The following is a 19639-nucleotide window of genomic DNA, read 5'->3' on the forward strand; positions in this document are numbered from 1 at the left end:
GAGATGAATAGTTGAAAATTCAGAGCAGTATTTCTATTGAATTTATAATAATTATTAAGAATATCTTAAAAAATGATATGTGACAGGTGGAGTAGTCAACTTATGTAGACTATTCTTCTATTGATTAGTTCATTAACAAAAAGCTATTTTTCTCGGAATGATATGTTGCATTGTTGCTCTTGATGAGTACAATTGCGGCTACCTGATGCGAGGTGTTGGTTAATTTGTTGTTAAACTCTGGTTTACACGGTTAATAATGTTATCGCACGTAGAGGTGCAATTATAAAAAGTAACTTCCGTTGGGGTGATGCCAATGAACGGGAATGAAAGGTGTAATTGCCGAAGTAAATTGTATATCTAAGCAATTTGCTGGGGTTGTGCTCAATAGGTACAACACTGCCATAGTCTTAATTTTAAACTATGGAGCGCTACTGTAGGGTTGGGTGAAGTGTTCACTTCCCTTTCGCTTAGTTCAACATGAGCTTGGTCAGCCGTATCAAGTTTGTCTGCAGTAGATCTCTAGCCAAATAAAAAACTGGTTTTTGAAGATCATGAATTTAATAGATTTTGCAACATCACCTTTATCTTTGCTTCCGCCCCTTGTGGCTTTGAGCCTTGCTATTGTTACCCGCCGTGTATTGGTTTCTTTGGGTGTCGGTATCATCATGGGTGCGATTCTACTTGCTGATTACTCAGTAGGTAACGCAGCTAGCTACGTGTTTACTAAAGCATCTGGTGTTTTCATCGAAGATGGTGGCATCAACACTTGGAACATGAGCATCATTGCATTCCTAATTATTCTTGGAATGACAACGGCATTATTAACACTGTCTGGCGGTACTCGCGCATTCGCGGAGTGGGCACAGTCTCGCGTTAAGAGTAAACGTGGTTCAAAACTACTTGCTGCTTTCTTAGGTGTATTCATCTTTGTTGATGACTACTTTAACAGCCTAGCGGTTGGTGCTATCTCTCGTCCTGTAACAGACCGCTTCTATGTATCTCGCGCTAAGCTTGCTTATATCCTAGATTCAACTGCTGCTCCTATGTGTGTGATCATGCCTGCTTCTAGCTGGGGTGCTTACATCATCACGATCATTGGTGGCATCTTAGTGACACACGGTGTGACAGAGTATTCTGCACTGGGTGCTTACGTTCGTCTTATCCCAATGAACTTCTACGCTGTATTCGCACTACTAATGGTGTTCGCAGTAGCATGGTTCGGTCTAGACGTTGGTAAGATGCGTGAGCATGAGATCGAAGCATCTCAAGGCCGTGGCTTTGAAGGTGACAACGATCAAAAGCAAGCTCACGATCTAAACGAAGAGTTAGATATCGAAGAGAGCGAAAACGGTTCAGTTTCTGATCTTGTTATGCCAATCGTATCGCTAATTGTAGCGACAGTGGCTGCAATGCTTTACACAGGCGGCCAAGCGCTGGCTGCTGATGGCCAAGCATTCAACCTTCTAGGCGCATTCGAAAACACGGATGTAGGTAAGTCTCTTGTTTACGGTGGTGTTATTGGCTTACTAGTAGCACTAGCGACAGTATTCAAGCAAAAGCTATCTATGACTGATATCGCAAGAACAATGTGGATCGGTGCTAGCTCTATGTTTGGCGCGATTCTGATTCTTGTGTTTGCATGGACTATCGGTTCTGTTATCGGCGACATGAAAACGGGTTCTTACCTATCGTCTCTAGTAACAGGCAGCATTGATTACCACTGGTTACCGGTTATGTTGTTCCTTCTAGCGGGCGTTATGGCGTTCTCTACAGGTACATCTTGGGGTACGTTCGGTATCATGCTACCAATCGCGGGTGATATGGCTGCAGCATCGGATATCGCACTGATTCTTCCAATGCTAAGTGCGGTTCTAGCGGGTGCAGTATTTGGTGACCACTGTTCTCCAATCTCAGATACGACGATTCTGTCTTCTACTGGTGCTCGTTGTAACCACATCGACCACGTCTCGACTCAGCTTCCATACGCGTTGTCTGTAGCGTTCGTATCGTGCATTGGTTTCATCACTCTAGGTATGACATCTTCAATTGGCATCGCATTTGGCGCAGCGTCTCTAACGTTTGTTGCTGTATGTTTTGCATTGGCTTACTTCTCTCGCTGCAAAATGGCGACGTGCAAAAGCTAAAATTGAAAGTTAATCAGTAAACTATCAGGGAGGCGTTTGCCTCCCTTTTTTGTGCCTGTTAATTTAATTTTAAGTTTCGTGAAAAAAGTTCGAATAAATGGTTGAAAAAGGATGTCAGCTTAGTTAGTGTGGAGACAAGACAGCAAACAACCTAAGAGCTGATAAGTATGCGTAAATTAGTAATGAACATTCATCACCATCATCACCCTATCTAGTCTTTCGGGGAGATTTACGCATACCCGGGAGCAAGATTACTCCCGGAGGTTAAGTCAAAAGAATTTAGATTTAAACCCTCGGGATGACAAAGTCCCCGAGGGTTTTTTAGTTTTAGCGCTTTTAAATAATCAATAAATTCAAATATTTGCACAGGGATACAGCAATGCAGACACAACGCCTAAGAATCGCAATTCAAAAGAAAGGTCGCTTAAGTAAAGAGTGCCAAGACCTACTTAAAAAATGTGGTGTTAAATTTAATATCATGGGTGAGCGCCTAGTGGTTCACTCACTAAATATGCCAATCGACTTGTTACTCGTTCGTGATGACGACATCCCAGGTCTTATCATGGATGGTGTAGTTGACCTTGGTTTCATCGGTGAAAATGAACTAGAAGAAGTTCGTCTAGATCGTGTTGCTCTTAAAGAGCCTTCAGAGTTCCGCACACTACGTCGTTTAGACTTCGGTGGTTGCCGCCTTTCAATCGCTATTAATAAAGACGAAGAATACAACGGCCCACAAGACTTAGCGGGCAAACGTATTGCGACAACCTACCCACAACTACTTAAAGCCTACATGGACGAGCAGGGTGTTGAGTTCAGCACTTGTATGCTAACAGGTTCGGTTGAAGTCGCGCCTCGCGCTGGCCTTGCAGACGCTATCGCTGATTTAGTTTCTACAGGTGCAACGCTTGAAGCGAACGGCCTAAAAGAAGCAGAAGCTATCTTCCAATCGAAAGCAACACTGATTCAACGTGTTGGCGACTTCGACGCAGACAAGACCGCACTGATTGAAAAACTACTGACTCGTATGCAGGGTGTTCAACAAGCGAAAGAGTCGAAGTACATCATGCTTCACGCGCCAACCTCTCAACTAGAGCAAATCAAAGCACTACTGCCTGGTGCTGAAGATCCAACGGTTCTTCCTCTATCTACAGACAAAGACAAAGTTGCCGTGCACCTAGTAAGTACAGAGAACTTGTTCTGGGAAACAATGGAACAGCTGAAAGAGTTGGGTGCAAGCTCGATTCTAGTATTACCAATCGAAAAAATGATGGGGTAGTGACGATGAGAACCGTTGTTTGGCAATCTTTAAGTGAATCACAGCAAGACTCGGTATTAGAGCGTCCAGCTATTACTGAAGGTGCAAACATCACAGCGACTGTTTCTGATGTTATTGCAAAAGTACGAAATGAAGGCGATGCCGCGCTTAAAAAGCTGACTGCAAAGTTTGATGGTGTAACTCCAGAATCTATCCGAGTCAGTTCGGGTGAGATTGAAGAGGCGTGTGCTCGTCTAACACCAGAGATGAAGCAAGCGTTAGAGCAAGCTTATAGCAACATTGCTAAGTTTCACGAAGCTCAAAAGCCGCAGCCAATTAAGGTTGAGACACAGCCTGGTGTTGTGTGTGAGCAAGTGACGCGCGCGATTAATACTGTTGGCCTTTATATTCCCGGTGGCAGTGCGCCACTACCGTCAACGGTTCTTATGTTAGGTGTTCCTGCTCAAATCGCAGGTTGTCGTAAGGTTGTGCTTTGTTCACCTCCGCCAATCGCTGATGAAATCTTGTATGTCGCTAAGCTTTGTAAGATCGACGAAGTTTACAACGTTGGTGGTGGTCAAGCGGTTGCAGCAATGGCTTACGGTACCGAGAGTGTGGCTAAAGTCGATAAGATCTTCGGCCCAGGTAATGCCTACGTTACGGAAGCAAAGCGCCAAGTGAGTAATGACTTCCGCGGAGCAGCTATTGATATGCCAGCTGGCCCATCTGAAGTGTTAGTGATTGCTGATGAAACGGCTGATGCAGACTTCATTGCAGCGGATTTGTTGAGCCAAGCGGAACACGGGCCTGACTCTCAAGTAGTATTGGTAACTCCATCTCCAGTGGTTGCAGACCAAGTAACAGAAGCGGTTCAAAAGCAACTGAAAGAACTGTCTCGTGCGAACATCGCTCAGCAAGCATTGGCTTCAAGCTTAATCATCATTGCTGAATCGATCACTCAAGCGATTGCGATTTCGAATTTCTACGGTCCTGAGCACTTGATCGTTCAAACCAAGAACCCACGTGAATTGCTGTCATTGCTAGATAATGCAGGCTCAATTTTCCTTGGTGACTGGTCTCCAGAATCTGCAGGTGACTACGCATCCGGCACAAACCACGTTCTTCCGACTTACGGTTATACCAAGACGTATTCAAGCCTAGGTTTGGCTGATTTCTCTAAGCGAATGACGGTGCAGGAGCTAACAGCCGATGGGTTGAAAGGCCTAGCGCCAACAGTAGTAACAATGGCGGAAGCCGAAGGTTTGGATGCACACAAACGCGCTGTGACTATCCGAATTGAAAAGTTAAATAAAGCGAAATAAGGGTAGGGCATGGAAAAGTTAGCAAGAAAACAAGTTCAGGCTCTAACACCTTACTTGTCTGCAAGACGCATAGGCGGTACTGGTGATGTATGGCTAAACGCCAACGAATCTCCGTTTGATAACGAGTACAACCTGAACTTGTCTCGTCTTAACCGTTACAACGAATGTCAGCCAAAAGAGCTGATTGATGCTTACGCTCAATACGCAGGCGTGAAATCAGAGCAAACTCTGACAACGCGTGGTGCTGACGAAGGTATTGAATTACTGATTCGTGCTTTCTGTGAGCCGAACGAAGACGCTATTCTTTACTGCCCACCCACTTACGGTATGTACGCAATCAGTGCAGAGACGATTGGTGTTGAGCGTAAGGTTGTGCCTCTGACTTCTGAATGGCAATTGGATCTTCCAGCTATCGAAGCTCAGCTCGACAACGTAAAAGTGGTGTTTGTTTGTAGCCCAAATAACCCAACCGGTAATTTGGTTGATCGCAAAGACATCATCAAGTTGCTTGAAATGACACAAGACAAAGCGATTGTGGTGATGGATGAAGCGTATATCGATTTTTGTCCAGAAGCGTCAACCGTTGATTTGCTTGAGCAATATCCAAACCTAGCGATTCTGCGCACCTTGTCGAAGGCCTTTGCTTTGGCGGGCTTACGTTGTGGCTTTACGCTAGCGAACAAAGAGCTTATCGATGTACTGTTGAAAGTGATTGCTCCTTATCCAGTGCCAATCCCTGTTGCTGACATTGCCGTTCAAGCACTTTCAGAGCAAGGACTCGCGCGAGCTAAGTTCCAAGTTCTGGATTTAAGTGCTAACCGAGCGTATTTGCAGGCGGGTCTATTAGGTATGCCTCAAGTGACGGTTTTTGATGGCTGGGGTAACTACTTACTGGTGAAATTCCCGAACGGCGATGAGTTATTTAAAGCGGCTTGGGATACGGGCATTATTTTGCGTAATTCACCTATTGAAGACTGTGTTCGTATTAGTATTGGTAACCGCGAAGAGTGCGAAAAGACACTTGGATTCATTCGTAACTTTTATCAGTAACGAAAGGCTTACCAGTAATAACATTTGCCAGTTTGAGTTGATTAATCGCAGATTGGCAAGTGAAACCAATATTTTGGGTTAGCGTTTGATTTTAGCTAGGCCACCAGATTTAAAATTAAAAGGAAGTTCAAGTGAGTAAACAACAGAAAATACTTTTTATAGACCGTGACGGCACCTTAATTGTAGAGCCGCCAGTTGACTTTCAAGTAGATCGTTTAGACAAGCTAAAATTCGAACCGCGAGTAATTCCTAGCCTACTTGCACTGCAAGACGCTGGTTACCGTCTAGTGATGGTGACTAACCAAGATGGTCTAGGTACCGATAGCTACCCACAAGAAGATTTCGATGCACCACACAATATGATGATGGAGTTCTTCGAATCTCAAGGCGTTAAGTTTGACGACGTGCTTATTTGCCCTCACTTTGACGAAGACAACTGCTCTTGCCGTAAGCCTAAACTGGGTATGGTTAAAGAGTACCTACAAGGCGGTAAAGTCGATTTCCAACACTCTGTTGTGATTGGCGACCGAATGACGGATCTTCAACTGGCAGAGAACATGGCTATCCGCGGTATTCAATATGGCCCGGATGCGGAAACTGAAGGCACGCTTAACTGGCCACAAATCGTTAAAGATCTGACGGTTAATGCGCGTATTGCTGAAGTAGTTCGTACTACTAAAGAAACCGATATCAAGGTTGCAGTAAACCTTGATGAAACCGGTGGCAACAAGATCGATACCGGCATGGGTTTCTTCGACCACATGCTTGATCAAATCGCGACACACGGTGGTTTCCAAATGAACCTGACTGTGAAGGGCGACCTGCACATTGATGATCACCACACAGTCGAAGATACCGCTCTGGCTTTAGGCCAAGCATTGAAAGATGCACTAGGCGACAAACGTGGTATTGGCCGTTTTGGTTTCAGCCTACCAATGGATGAGTGTTTGGCTCAGTGTGCGTTAGACCTTTCTGGTCGTCCATACCTGAAGTTCGATGCTAAGTTCAGCCGTGAGCAAGTGGGTGATCTTTCAACCGAGATGGTGGTTCACTTCTTCCGTTCTCTAACTGATACATTGGCTTGTACGCTACACCTTTCTTCTGATGGCAATAATGATCACCACATCATTGAGAGCCTGTTCAAAGCGTTTGGCCGTACTCTTCGCCAAGCAATCAAAGTTGAAGGTAACGAGTTACCAAGCAGCAAAGGCGTTCTGTAAGGGTTCGGTATGAAAGAGCAAAAAGTCGTTATTATTGATACTGGTTGTGCCAACGTTTCATCGGTGAAGTTTGCGATTGAACGTCTGGGCTACGCAGTTGAAATTTCAAAAGAACCAGAAGTTGTTCTTGCTGCCGACAAGCTATTCCTACCCGGTGTAGGTACAGCAAGTGAGGCAATGAAGAACCTGCAAGAGCGTGACCTTGTTACCCTTGTCAAGCAAGTTGAGAAGCCTCTGCTGGGTATCTGTTTAGGTATGCAGCTGTTAGGCAAACTGTCTCAAGAGAAAGGTCAAAAGGCTGATGAGTTAGTTGAATGCCTAGGTTTGTGTGATGGCGAAGTTCGTTTACTTGAAACGGGCGACTTACCATTACCACACATGGGTTGGAACACAGTAACAGCAACGCCTAATCACCCGCTATTTAAAGACATTGAAGAAGGCGAATACTTCTACTTTGTTCATAGCTTCGCAATGCCAGTGGGCGACTACACAATCGCACAATGTGATTACGGTAATCCGTTCACTGCGGCGGTTCAAAGTGGCAATTATTATGGTGTTCAGTTCCACCCAGAGCGATCTTCGAAAGCTGGCTCTAAGCTGATTCAGAACTTCTTGGAATTGTAATAAGGATTAGGCAGCGGCTAACGTTGCCATATAAGGAATGTAAATGATTATTCCCGCGTTAGATTTAATTGAAGGCCAAGTAGTTCGCTTATTCCAAGGAGACTACGGGCAAGTAACAGAATACAAAGTAGACCCAGCAGAGCAGTTTAATCTGTACCACCAAGCTGGCGCTGGCTGGCTGCACCTTGTTGACTTAACGGGCGCAAAAGACACAACGGCTCGTCAGTTAGACTTGATTGCTAAGCTCCTTGCTAGCACGCCTGCGAACATCCAGATTGGTGGTGGCGTGCGTAACGAACAAGATGTCGTTGATCTGCTAGAAGCTGGCGCACAGCGCGTTGTGGTTGGTTCTACAGCCGTTAAGCAACCTGAGTTGGTGAAAGGTTGGATGGAGAAGTATGGCGCGGAAAAAATCGTGCTGGCTCTAGACATCAACATTGATGAAAGCGGCACACGTAAAGTGGCGATTTCAGGTTGGCAAGAAGATTCAGGTGTGACTATTGAAGCGCTGATTGAAGACTACCTCACGGTTGGCCTTAAACACGTGCTGTGTACCGATATTTCACGTGACGGCACGCTAGAAGGATCAAACGTAGAGCTCTATGTTGATCTTTGTAAGCAGTACCCACAAGTGCAATTCCAATCATCGGGCGGCATTGGCAGCCTAGCTGATATCGAAGCGCTTAAAGGCAGCGGTGTTGCGGGTGTGATTGTGGGTCGTGCGCTACTTGATGGCAAGTTTACCGCAGAGGAGGCATTTGCATGTTGGCAAAGCGAATAATCCCTTGTTTGGATGTCCGTGACGGACAAGTGGTTAAGGGCGTTCAGTTCCGTAACCACGAAATTATTGGTGACATCGTTCCGCTAGCACAACGCTATGCAGAAGAGGGCGCCGATGAATTGGTATTTTATGACATCACCGCATCAAGTGATGGCCGTGTGGTCGATAAAAGCTGGGTGAAACGCGTAGCTGAAGTGATCGATATCCCTTTCTGTGTCGCTGGTGGTATTAAATCAGCAGAAGATGCAGCGCGCATTCTTGAGTTTGGTGCGGATAAAGTGTCAATCAACTCACCGGCATTGGCTAATCCACAGCTGATTACTGACCTTGCTGATAAGTTTGGCGTTCAGTGTATCGTTGTCGGTATCGATTCATACTTCGACAAAGAAACCGGTAAATATCAGGTTTACCAATTTACAGGCGATGAAGCGCGTACTAAAGCAACCAAATGGGAAACCAAAGATTGGGTGCAGGAAGTACAGAAGCGTGGCGCAGGTGAGATTGTGTTAAACATGATGAACCAAGATGGCGTTCGTAACGGCTATGATATCGATCAGTTAAACATGGTGCGTGAAGTGTGTAATGTGCCATTGATTGCCTCTGGTGGCGCTGGTGCAATGGAGCACTTTGCTGAAGCTTATAAAAAGACCAACGTGGATGGAGCACTTGCGGCTTCGGTATTCCACAAACAAGTCATCAATATTGGTGAACTTAAACAGTATTTAAAACAACAAGATGTAGAGGTGCGACTATGAGTTTTGAACCCGTAAGCTTATCAAAAACAGAAGTAGGCGCATTGTCAGAGCGTATTAACTGGGAAAAAGTAGATGGCTTAGTGCCAGCGATTGTTCAAGATTACCAGTCAAGCCAAGTGCTAATGATGGGATACATGAACCCAGCCGCACTTGAGAAAACGGGTGAAACTGGCAATGTGACGTTTTTCTCTCGCACAAAAGAGCGTCTTTGGACGAAAGGTGAAACGTCGGGCAATGTATTGCAACTGCAAAACATCGCCTTGGACTGTGACAGCGACACCTTACTGGTTAAAGTTAATCCCATTGGTCCAACGTGCCACACAGGTACAACAACGTGTTGGGATGGAGACAAGCAAGAAGAGTCTCAGATGGTGTGGCTTCATCAGCTTGAGCAGCTATTGGCTGCCCGCAAGGACGCCGATCCTGAATCTTCTTATACTGCCAGTCTATATGCCCGTGGCACCAAGCGTATTTCGCAAAAAGTGGGCGAAGAAGGCGTTGAAGTCGCGCTTGCGGCGACGTCGGGCGATAAGGCGGAGTTAGTGTGTGAATCAGCAGATTTGATTTACCACCTAATGGTTCTTCTTCAAGACCAAGGCTTATCGATGGATGATGTGGTAAACAAGCTGAAAGAGCGTCATAAGTAAGCTCTCTTTAGATTAATAGAACCGCGTAAAAGACAGACAAAAGCCCCGCAAACAAACATGTTTACGGGGCTTTTTAGTTTTTTAATTTTCAAGATTTCAAGATTTCAAGATTTCAAGATTTCAAGATTTCTAAGCCCTACGTCACTTTTCTAACCTCTGACTTTGCGTCATTCCGAGGAGCCTAAGCGACATCAGGAATCTCTTCTCTTAATCTGACTTCTTAGTCGAACGAGTTACCCGCAGCACTTCTTGTATTTCTTACCACTGCCACAAATACACGGATCATTACGGCCGATTTTAAAGCTCTCAACGGTTTGATTTAAGCGTGGGTCAATTTCTGGTTGTGTAGTTTGTTCCTGCTCTGGGAAGGTACCATCAATGTAGTACCAAAGACCGTCTTCACGTATAAAGCGAGAGCGTTCTTGCATGCAGTATTGTGCGCCTTCTTCATTGAAGTAAGCTTTAAACTCAACAAAGCCTTCGTCTTGGTGCGAGCCTACCGCAGTATCGATGACTTCTAGTCCTGCCCAATCACTGTTGATAGATTCGGCAATACCTTCTCTTTGCGCTTCTGCGTTGCAGCTAGGGTGGTAAGTCGCAACAACATAGTCAACTAAACCCAACACGTGCGCTGAATAACGAGAGCGCATCAACTGTTCAGGCGTTTCAACAGCACTGTGGTGAAGGTGCGCTGATTCACAGCACTGTTGGTAAGTATTTTTGCTACCGCATGGGCATAAAGACATAGTCAGATCCTGTAAAAATGGCCTCTATTAAGAGGCCATAAGTGAATGCGTGGGAGTTTACCAAGAAACGATCGCTCACCAAAGTTTAGTTTCTGTTGAAGTTATTGAAATTATCAAAGTGTTAGCGCGAAGTTTACTATTTCAAGGCTGGAGACAATAGCTCTTGAGCCCAAGTCGTCGCTTCGTCATAAGCTTGACCAAGTTGAGCTTCACTCAGTTTGAGAAGCTGGCGAATACGAGTCGCTTCTTCCCAACGAGCTTGCTCATACGCAACCACCATCGCCAATACAGCACCTAACACGCCTTTACGTTGAATCAAGGCTTGTTTGATCTCGATGTCGATCGGCACTGAATCGAGTACTTGTTTCAATGGTTGGTCAAAGAGTGAGTCCAACAGAGAGAACATACCGGTCAAAAAGGCTTGTCCAGGCTCAACCTTAACATTCATCTTCTCAACCAAGAGTTCACACTGACGTGCGCGTATTACCGCTAAGCCATAAAGTGAGTCCGGCTTATCTTCTTTCGCGGATGCGATAGCCACCAGTGAAACGAACTTACGCAGTTTCTGTTCACCAAGGTAAATAAGCGCTTGGCGGAATGAACGAATCGTTGTTGGTGAACCGCCAGCGGAGTTTACGTAGGTAAGTAGCTTATACGACATGGTCACATCGAGCGTAATCAAACGCTCTACTTCACCAAAGTCGATAGGGTCGTGCGCAATCTCTTTTAACAGCTGAACGGTCGTCAGGAATGCCGGGTTGAGCGCACGCGTTTGGATCATCTCTGGCTTGCTAAAGAAATAACCTTGAAAGTAGGTGAAGCCTGCTTTTTTCGCTTCTTGGTATTCTTCGTACGTTTCTACTTTCTCAGCAAGGAACTTGATATCTAGCCCTTTGAGAGAGTTCATAAACATCGCTGCTTTGGCAATTGGCGTCAAACGGATATCGAACTTGATAATTGAAACGTAGGGTAAGAAGCGCTTCCAAGCTTTACTTGGCACAAAGTCGTCTAGCGCAATGGTATAACCCGCGTCAAAGATGGTTTTGATTGCTTCAAGTAATTCGTCTGTTGGTTCGCAGTCTTCAAGAACCTCAACAACGAGGCTTTCTTTGGGGAACAGAGTAGGGACTAAGTTGATTAGGCTTGCATATGGGAAGTTCACGAACCCAAGCTTATCACCCAACGTATTATAGTGGGTCGATAAGAAGTGATCGGAAAGCAAACGGCTAGTAGCGAGCTCCGGCTCTACTTCAGGGAAAGTGTTCTTAGGACCATCCCTGAATAGCAACTCGTAACCTATGGTTTTCTTGCCTGTGTCGAGTATTGGTTGACGCGCTACGTATGAATATTTCAACTTGGTACTGTGTTCGGTTTATTTCTGGTAGAGAGATAATAGCTAATTCACTAGAAATTACCATACACTTTCTAAGAAAGTCTGACCGACAATAATAATCAAAGTGAAAGTTTAAGCGTGATGTTAAAAGCTATTGCTAAACGCTCGATTCTGTAGTTCAAAACTTTGCGGCGTGAACACCAGCACTGAGCCTTGCGTATACCAATCGCCAAGTACGATACGGGTTTTAGTGCAATTGTTAGCATTGAATGTATGGATGTCTGGGCGGTGAGTATGGCCGTGGATCATCAGATCGACATTGTTTCGTTCCATCACATCTTCGACTTCTTGCTGTGTCACATCCATGATGTCGAGAGACTTGGTCTGCTTGTCATCTTTGATATCTGATTGAACCTTTGAAACAATTTTCTTCTTGATGAAAAATGGAATTCGGTTGAAGACCCATTGTAACCATGGCTGATGCACTTTTTCGCGAAAGGCGAGGTACTTTACATCTTCAGTACATAGGGTATCTCCATGCAATACTACCGCTTTTTGCCCGTAGATATCGATCGTAGAAACTTCGTCGAGAAGTTGTACGCCCGTTTGCTTAGCAAATTTTTTGCCGACTAAGAAGTCGCGGTTCCCTTGAGTAAAGTAACAAGGCACGCCTGTTTTCACTAAGTCGATAAACGCTTGGCGGATAGAAGTCGCGAATTCACTCTTATCATCGTCACCAATCCAGAATTCGAAAAGGTCACCTAATACGTAAAGTGCATCCGCTTCTACGGCTTCTTTCTTCATAAAGGTTAAGAAGCAGTCTGTGATGTCTTCTCGTGACGGAGAAAGGTGCAGATCTGATATAAAATATGTTTTCATAGGTCTAAAAAAAGGGAGCGATTCGCTCCCTATATCCTGATTTTATCGGCTCATCAATACTAACCGAAAGCGATGAATTAAGCTTCGATTGTAGTACCAGTGATGATCACTTCTTCTAGAGGTACATCTTGGTGCATACCCATAGAACCAGTGCTAACACCTTTAATCTTGTTTACGATGTCCATGCCTTCAACAACTTCTGCGAATACACAGTAGCCCCAACCGTCTAGGCTTTCGCTACGGAAGTTTAGGAAAGAGTTGTCGTTAACGTTGATGAAGAACTGAGAGCTCGCTGAATGCGGTTCCATAGTACGAGCCATTGCTAGCGTACCAACTTTGTTCGCTAGACCGTTGTTTGCTTCGTTCTTGATCGTTGCACGAGTTGCCTTTTCTTTAAGGCCAGAAGTCATGCCGCCGCCTTGAATCATGAAACCATCGATAACACGGTGGAATAGTGTGTTGTCGTAGAAACCGTCACGGCAATACTGTAGAAAGTTTGCGCTTGTTTCTGGTGCTTTTTCTTCGTTAAGTTGAACTTTGATATCACCAAAATTTGTGTGAAGGATGATCATGATTGTTACCTTACTGTCTTTTTAATATGAAGTTCGAATTCTAGCGCATGTTGGCAGACTTTCAAATCACCAAATCATTAACTTAACTCGGATGTTTGAGGTAATACCAATCGTAGTAAATAACTGGCCATCCTAGCTTGTTAAAACACTTGATAACGTCGTTAGAAATTTTGAATGTAGAATAACTACTTATCGAAACTTTTTGTCGAAAAGAGCTTCCTTGTTCTCAAGCATTTTTTCTGCGCTATTTATGACCATCTACTTACCGTGATTGGTATAATTCCTGTTTTTAGGGATTACCTATTAAGGTATGACTTGTTATACTGCGAGCTTATTTTGATTAATCCATAAAATAGATAGAGATCATGCTGAAGATATATAACACGCTCACAAGACAGAAAGAGGAATTCAAACCAATTACAGCTGGCAAAGTCGGCATGTATGTCTGTGGGGTAACCATATACGATCTCTGTCATATTGGTCATGGTCGTACGTTCGTTTCTTTCGACGTAGTAACTCGTTACCTTCGTTACCTTGGTTACGATTTGAATTTCGTTCGTAACATCACAGATATCGATGACAAAATCATCAAACGCGCTAACGAAAACGGTGAGTCTTGTGACTCTCTGACTGAGCGTTTAATCGGTGAGATGCACGCTGACTTTGATGCATTGAACATGAAGCGTCCAGATGTTGAGCCTCGTGCGACAGAATACATCACTGAAATCATCGAGCTTGTTGAAAAGCTGATTGAACGTGGTTTCGCATACGTTGCAAGCAACGGCGACGTGATGTTTGAAGTAAAGAAATTCGACGAATACGGTAAGCTTTCAAAGCAAGACCTTGATCAGCTTCAAGCGGGTGCTCGCGTTGATGTTGAATCTGCAAAACGCAGCCCACTAGACTTCGTTCTTTGGAAGATGTCTAAGCCAGGTGAACCTACATGGGAATCGCCATGGGGCCCGGGTCGTCCAGGTTGGCACATCGAATGTTCAGCAATGAACTCGTCTATTCTTGGTAACCACTTCGATATCCACGGTGGTGGTTCAGATCTGCAGTTCCCTCACCACGAAAACGAAATCGCACAGTCTTGCTGCGCGCACGGCACTCAGTATGTAAATACTTGGATGCACAGTGGTATGGTGATGGTAGACAAAGAGAAGATGTCTAAGTCACTAGGTAACTTCTTCACTATCCGTGACGTGCTAGCACATTACGATGCTGAAACGGTACGTTACTTCCTAATGTCTGGTCACTACCGTAGCCAGCTAAACTACAGCGAAGATAACCTAAACCAAGCTCGCGCATCACTAGAGCGTCTATACACGTCACTTCGTGGCCTAGACCTTACAGCAGCTCCTGCTGGTGGCGAAGAGTACGTGACTCGATTCTCTACTGCGATGAACGATGATTTCAACACACCTGAAGCTTATTCAGTACTGTTTGAAATGGCTCGTGAAATCAACCGTATCAAGCCTGAAAGCATTGAAAAAGCAAGCGGACTGGGTGCATTGATGCGTGAACTAGCAGACATCATCGGTATTCTTCATCAAGAGCCAGAAGCCTTCCTACAAGGTGATGCGGCAGGTAACGACGACGAAGTGGCTGAAATCGAAGCGTTGATCAAACTGCGTAACGACTCTCGTGCTTCAAAGGATTGGGCAAACGCCGATCTTGCACGTGATAAGCTAAATGAGTTGGGTATTGTTCTGGAAGATGGCCCAGAAGGCACGACTTGGCGTCGTAAGTAAATCTTATAAAAAGGGCTGATTTTCAGCCCTTTTTTCTAGCACGAATTCTCTATTTTCACCTTTTCTATCTTCAACTTTTAATTAACAGGAATATTTCTGTGGCTCAGATGTATTTTTATTACTCGGCAATGAATGCGGGTAAATCAACAACGCTTCTTCAATCTTCATTCAACTACCAAGAACGTGGCATGACGCCAGTGATCTTTACGGCAGCTTTGGACGATCGCTATGGTATCGGTAAAGTGAGCTCACGAATTGGTCTGCAATCTGAAGCTCAGCTGTTTAAAAATGACACCAACATGTTTGATGCGATCAAAAAGCTCAATGAGGAAGAAAAGCGTCATTGTGTTTTGATCGATGAGTGCCAATTTTTATCGAAGGAGCAGGTGTACCAATTAACAGAAGTGGTTGATAAGCTGCACATCCCTGTACTTTGTTACGGCCTACGTACCGATTTCCTGGGTGAACTGTTTGAAGGTAGCCGTTACTTACTGTCTTGGGCAGATAAACTTGTTGAGCTTAAAACAATTTGTCACTGTGGCCGTAAAGCGAACATGGTAATTCGTACCGACGAGCACGGTGTGGCGATTGCTGAGGGCGACCAAGTGGCTATTGGCGGTAACGACAAATACGTTTCTGTTTGCCGTCTGCACTACAAAGAAGCGTTAGGTAAATAAGCAGCTCTATTTGCTAACGCGAAAGAACGAAAAACGGTGACCAAGTGTCACCGTTTTTGTTTATTGGGCCTGTGTTTTGCTTTCTTCCAAGCCGAGCTTTTGTTTTATTTCCTGCCGAGCTTTTACTTTGTTCAAAGTCTAACTTTTGTTTATTCGAAACCGAGCTTCTTCAATGCTTGATAGGCGTGGTCAACGTCGTCGGGGATCGGCATCTCAATCTGAAAGCCTTTCTCTGGGTAGGATTTGATTCGCTCGTAATCAGCAATTAATGCGCCTAACACCATATCTAACGGCAACTCTTCGTTAAAGTAATCATCCCAAGTTTGCCATCGCGACGTCACGGTAATCTCGGAAGTTTCGTCAGGCCATTGTTTACTGAAGGTTGCGTAGGTACGTTTCTCCATGAAGGGCTTCTGAACTAAGGTTAGCCTCTTCGGCGATAACCCTTTTTCTGTCAGCAACTCATGAGTGAATCGTACATTTTCCCCAGTATTTGTTGCGTGTTTCTCTATGATAATGTCAGAGTCAGGCACGCCACAATCTCGTGCGATAGAAGCGAATGTTTCTGCTTCTGAGCGTTCAAAGCTTCTTTCGGTAAAGCGCCCCACACCGCCAGAAAAAACGATGTAAGGCGCGATCTGTTGGTGATAAAGCTCGGCTGCATATTCAGCTACGCGAGTATCGTTGCTACACAATACAAAGATACAGTCGGAAGGCGTAACCTTGTGACCCATCGACATAAAGTTCCAAAGGGTGTCGACTGAGCGATGCAGTTTTATGTTGGGATTTTTGTTAGCAATAGATTGTTCAGTCATGAAGTGCGTCCAGTGTGGATTCGAATTTAAATGAATAACCTAAGTCGAGAATCTTCTTCGAAGAGATTAACTTGTCTGGGGTATCAACAACAGCGGGCAGAGGCTCACTGCTGTTGGCGCTTTTCAGTGCCGCGGCATAAAACTCCGCCTTACTGACTGTATTTGGTGTGGTCACGTTAACTATTTCATTGTGCAGTTGACTGATAGCGAAATCGACAGCACCAATTGCATCATCAAGGTGCAGCATGTTGGCTGGAGCTTGAGTGCTGACTTGTTTTAACTTGCTTGCGAAGCGTGATGGGTGACGGCTTGGGCCGATTAAGCCACTAAAGCGAAGAATGGTGTAGTCGATACCGGAATCAATCACTGACTGTTCAGCTTGCAGCATGATTCGTGCGTTATCGGAAAATAAAGACGCGTGCTCGTTATCTGAGGTCGAAAGGGGGAGTGATGCATCCAGCTCGTTCAGCACACCCGGCTTAGTTGGGTATACCGTAGTTGAACTAACCATAATGAGCTTTTTAATGTTGGCCTTTTGGCATGCATTGGTGAGTTGCTGCCAGTAGTCGGCATACTCTTGTCCTGCTCCTTTTCTAAAGCCAGGAGGGAAGCTGCCAATCACAATTTCAGTGTTGTTTTCGAGTAACAATGAATAGAGTCGCCCGATAGTCTGTTGTGGATCGGATGAATCAAAGCTAAACACTTCACATGGAATTTGTTCGCTACCAATGGCATCTGCTCCCGCTTGGGTCGTTTTCGTGACCACTACTCGGTTACCATGTTTTTCTAAATGTTCAGATAAAGGTGCACCTACCCATCCTGCACCGACAATAAATATAGAAGCCATGTGTTCCTCACAACTGCAAATGACGAATTTACAATAAGCCTAACAAAGCTTTGCCCAAAAATGAAAAAACTCCACGGCCGAAGCAAGTGGAGTTTTTACTAGAACAATGGAGCTTTAGTTTAGTACGCGAAGAAGCTTGTCTGCGCGCTCTGCCATCTCGATACCTTCATCTGTTAGGTAACCGCCGTCTGGCTGAGTACAAAGGTTTTTTTCGAATAGGCGCTTAACAGCGTCTTGAGTTTCTTGAGCAGCCTCTTGATGAACTTTAATTCCAGTAGCTGCACTACTTACATCAAATTGAAGAAGGAGGTTTAAATCAGCAATATGTTCAGCGTTGTACTTCATAATTAACCTATATATTCATAACGTTCTCTACCTTCACCTTAGTGCGCATTCTCGGCTCAGGCAATAGCAAATAAAGAGAATTGATAAGTGATACCAAATTGATTGATTAATCATCGAGTGATGAGTTTATTTTGGTTATATTGGGTGATTTACACCCACTTAAATCATCAATGATGTTTATTGCTAAGTGGTTGTAATATATTGTGACTAGAAATAATTTGCATTGAGCGAATATTGTATAAAAAGGATATGCATAAGTGAGAGCAAACAAAGTAGCATTAATGATCAGTATGCTATTTGCTATCTCAGGTTGTCAAAGCACACCCTCAGAGCAGACAGACGCGAACCAAACCACAAACAACAATAATGAATCGACAATAGAGGTCCGTTCATTTCAGTCTGTCCAAAGCGTTTACTCCGAATGGGAAGTTAAGCTTGAAGACCATGCTCAATTGTCTCTCTATGCACCAGAGAATTACAATGAACTATTAGACGCATGGGATGATGCTGAAAGCATTTATGCGGACTTACTGAAAGACGAAACTCGGATAACCAAGAGTTACTCCATTTTTTCGAGCCTAACTTACGCTGAAGCCTTCGATGAAAAAATCGCTTTGATCAAATCAAACTATGACTCAATCTTAGTGTTAAAGAAGAAGACTGACCGAGTACTCGCTGATTCGATTGTCCAAATGGATTACCTGAAGTTCTTGGGCGCAGATACCATGTTTACCTCGAGCTACAAACGCTTGTATTCAGAATACAGCGAGTTGTTCGAGTATGTGCTGGTCGATGAGCTTGAAGACGCTCAAGAAGCTCAGGTGGAATTTCTTAACAATGCTCGCTTATTAGAAGTTAAAGTGGCGCATAAGAAATACATCGAACCTTTGAAGAACGAATTAGAGTTCTTGGAAGATGAAGATTTTGATGACGTTGCTCCGCTTACCTTTGCTAAGGCAGCATCTCAAATTGCGTTGGCCGAAAGCCAAGTGAAAGCTAGCCCTCGTGAAAAGTCGATCATTGAAGACGCGGTTCACGCTGCAGAGTTTGAATTGAACCACGTGCGCAGTGTCGCTCATGAAGTCAAAGTGCTGGCGAGCGTAAAAGGCGACCAGTTCGAACAGTCGGTTTTGAATGCCGAGAACCAGCTACTGAGCATTTCACGAGTGGTTAATGATGAAGATCACCGTGATGTTGTATTGCGTCTTCAGTCTCAAAAAATTGTAGCGAGTGTTAAAGCGCTGAAAGGCTCAGACATGACGGCGTCATTAAAGTCAGAGATTAAAACTTTGACTGAGCAATTAGCTAAGCTGGAGTCTGAAAACCAGAAGCAAGCGCAGCAACTGTCTGAAGCAACCAAGCACAGTGAGTTGCTCGGTGAGCAGATTACCAAGAGTGATGCTCACATTAAAAGCTTAGAAGAGTTAGTGGATAGTTTGAAAAGCTTAGGTGGCAAAGTGGCCAACGAAAGTGACTCTGATGTGATGTCCCCAGCTGTTGAATCTACTCTAGAGGATTCAACCCTAGAACAATCATCAGAAGAAGTGATTGAACCTTCGGTTTAGCATCACTAATTTCTTTATTTGTGATTGAGTTAAAAGCGCCTTAGGGCGCTTTTTTACGTTCTGTTGATCTATGTCAAAATCTAGAAATAAAAGCGCTCTGTGAGCCATTTTAGTGTACGTTATTCTTTGATTTTTAACGTAACTTGTTGATATTTATAGATGTGTTATTTTCTATACTGATAACTAATCATTCAGCAGAGTTTTCTTTTTACTACTAAAGTCGTATGAATTTGGAATAACTCGGACTATTTGCTTTCAACAAGGCTGTGAGAGCTATTTTGTGCCTAAAATAGCTCTTGAATTCAGAAATG

19 protein-coding genes, 1 riboswitch and 1 other annotated feature are annotated in these 19639 nt (G+C 44.3%); of the genes, 12 read left to right on the forward strand and 7 right to left on the reverse strand.

The features are described from left to right. The first annotated feature begins 261 nt into the window (after nt 1–261). A riboswitch (Lysine riboswitch) is annotated at nt 262–439 on the forward strand. A 112-nt stretch (nt 440–551) separates the two neighbouring features. The 9 genes from AB4154_RS16660 to hisIE all read left to right on the forward strand — a co-directional run bounded on the left by AB4154_RS16660 (nt 552) and on the right by hisIE (nt 9798). Continuing rightward, nucleotides 552–2144, forward strand: a complete 1593-nt coding sequence (locus AB4154_RS16660; protein WP_017060263.1) for a Na+/H+ antiporter NhaC family protein — start codon at nt 552–554, stop codon at nt 2142–2144. Nucleotides 2145–2334: 190 nt separating this feature from the next. Then, nucleotides 2335–2470 (forward strand) — a sequence feature (His leader region). Nucleotides 2471–2523: 53 nt separating this feature from the next. After that, on the forward strand, nt 2524–3420 hold the full coding sequence (gene hisG / locus AB4154_RS16665) for an ATP phosphoribosyltransferase (protein ID WP_017060264.1): 897 nt from the start codon (nt 2524–2526) through the stop codon (nt 3418–3420). Next, a complete protein-coding gene (hisD, locus tag AB4154_RS16670) occupies nt 3420–4721 on the forward strand; it encodes a histidinol dehydrogenase (protein WP_372123617.1) in 1302 nt (433 codons plus the stop codon). The genes hisG and hisD overlap by 1 nt, the downstream gene beginning before the upstream one ends. Nucleotides 4722–4730: 9 nt before the next feature. Next, on the forward strand, nt 4731–5771 hold the full coding sequence (gene hisC / locus AB4154_RS16675) for a histidinol-phosphate transaminase (protein WP_372123618.1): 1041 nt from the start codon (nt 4731–4733) through the stop codon (nt 5769–5771). A gap of 131 nt (nt 5772–5902) precedes the next feature. Beyond that, entirely contained in the window at nt 5903–6991 is a 1089-nt protein-coding gene (hisB, locus tag AB4154_RS16680) for a bifunctional histidinol-phosphatase/imidazoleglycerol-phosphate dehydratase HisB (protein WP_017060267.1), read from the forward strand. A gap of 9 nt (nt 6992–7000) precedes the next feature. Beyond that, nucleotides 7001–7615, forward strand: a complete 615-nt coding sequence (hisH, locus tag AB4154_RS16685; protein WP_017060268.1) for an imidazole glycerol phosphate synthase subunit HisH — start codon at nt 7001–7003, stop codon at nt 7613–7615. A gap of 43 nt (nt 7616–7658) precedes the next feature. Continuing rightward, the gene (gene hisA / locus AB4154_RS16690) at nt 7659–8396 is read left to right on the forward strand and encodes a 1-(5-phosphoribosyl)-5-[(5-phosphoribosylamino)methylideneamino]imidazole-4-carboxamide isomerase (protein WP_012604374.1); all 738 of its coding nucleotides are present in this window, start codon (nt 7659–7661) and stop codon (nt 8394–8396) included. Next, nucleotides 8378–9151, forward strand: coding sequence for an imidazole glycerol phosphate synthase subunit HisF (gene hisF / locus AB4154_RS16695; RefSeq protein ID WP_017060270.1), 774 nt, complete (start codon nt 8378–8380; stop codon nt 9149–9151). Before hisA ends, hisF begins: the two co-directional genes overlap by 19 nt. After that, complete coding sequence (hisIE, locus tag AB4154_RS16700; RefSeq protein WP_017060271.1) at nt 9148–9798, forward strand: bifunctional phosphoribosyl-AMP cyclohydrolase/phosphoribosyl-ATP diphosphatase HisIE; 651 nt, start codon at nt 9148–9150, stop codon at nt 9796–9798. The genes hisF and hisIE overlap by 4 nt, the downstream gene beginning before the upstream one ends. Nucleotides 9799–10031: 233 nt before the next feature. Here the strand turns inward: hisIE and AB4154_RS16705 are convergent, their stop codons facing one another. From AB4154_RS16705 to AB4154_RS16720, 4 genes are all read right to left on the reverse strand, one after another. Beyond that, on the reverse strand, nt 10032–10544 hold the full coding sequence (locus AB4154_RS16705) for a YchJ family protein (protein WP_017060272.1): 513 nt from the start codon (nt 10542–10544) through the stop codon (nt 10032–10034). Between the two features lie 136 nt (nt 10545–10680). Then, the gene (locus AB4154_RS16710; RefSeq protein ID WP_029235542.1) at nt 10681–11898 is read right to left on the reverse strand and encodes an EAL and HDOD domain-containing protein; all 1218 of its coding nucleotides are present in this window, start codon (nt 11896–11898) and stop codon (nt 10681–10683) included. Between the two features lie 123 nt (nt 11899–12021). Next, on the reverse strand, nt 12022–12756 hold the full coding sequence (gene lpxH, locus AB4154_RS16715; protein ID WP_017060274.1) for a UDP-2,3-diacylglucosamine diphosphatase: 735 nt from the start codon (nt 12754–12756) through the stop codon (nt 12022–12024). 77 nt (nt 12757–12833) lie between these two features. After that, nucleotides 12834–13328 (reverse strand): peptidylprolyl isomerase, encoded by a 495-nt coding sequence (locus tag AB4154_RS16720; RefSeq protein WP_017060275.1) that lies wholly within the window; start codon nt 13326–13328, stop codon nt 12834–12836. Between the two features lie 365 nt (nt 13329–13693). Between AB4154_RS16720 and cysS the strand changes: the two genes are divergently transcribed. Further along, complete coding sequence (gene cysS, locus AB4154_RS16725) at nt 13694–15079, forward strand: cysteine--tRNA ligase (protein WP_017060276.1); 1386 nt, start codon at nt 13694–13696, stop codon at nt 15077–15079. A gap of 98 nt (nt 15080–15177) precedes the next feature. Further along, entirely contained in the window at nt 15178–15756 is a 579-nt protein-coding gene (locus AB4154_RS16730) for a thymidine kinase (protein WP_017060277.1), read from the forward strand. Between the two features lie 149 nt (nt 15757–15905). Here AB4154_RS16730 and AB4154_RS16735 read toward each other — a convergent pair whose 3' ends face one another. The 3 genes from AB4154_RS16735 to AB4154_RS16745 form a co-directional block, all read right to left on the reverse strand. Continuing rightward, nucleotides 15906–16571 (reverse strand): YdcF family protein, encoded by a 666-nt coding sequence (locus AB4154_RS16735; protein ID WP_032545711.1) that lies wholly within the window; start codon nt 16569–16571, stop codon nt 15906–15908. Next, nucleotides 16564–17418: an NAD(P)H-binding protein gene (locus tag AB4154_RS16740; RefSeq protein WP_017060279.1), complete on the reverse strand. Its 855-nt coding sequence runs from the start codon at nt 17416–17418 to the stop codon at nt 16564–16566. Before AB4154_RS16740 ends, AB4154_RS16735 begins: the two co-directional genes overlap by 8 nt. A 114-nt stretch (nt 17419–17532) precedes the next feature. Next, complete coding sequence (locus AB4154_RS16745) at nt 17533–17763, reverse strand: TIGR02647 family protein (protein WP_017060280.1); 231 nt, start codon at nt 17761–17763, stop codon at nt 17533–17535. A 257-nt stretch (nt 17764–18020) separates the two neighbouring features. Here AB4154_RS16745 and AB4154_RS16750 point away from each other — a divergent pair, with 257 nt between their 5' ends. Beyond that, entirely contained in the window at nt 18021–19328 is a 1308-nt protein-coding gene (locus AB4154_RS16750) for an ATPase (RefSeq protein WP_372123620.1), read from the forward strand. Nucleotides 19329–19639 lie beyond the last annotated feature (311 nt).

Source organism: Vibrio sp. 10N.286.51.B11 (genome assembly GCF_041469245.1).
GTDB lineage: Bacteria > Pseudomonadota > Gammaproteobacteria > Enterobacterales > Vibrionaceae > Vibrio > Vibrio crassostreae_C.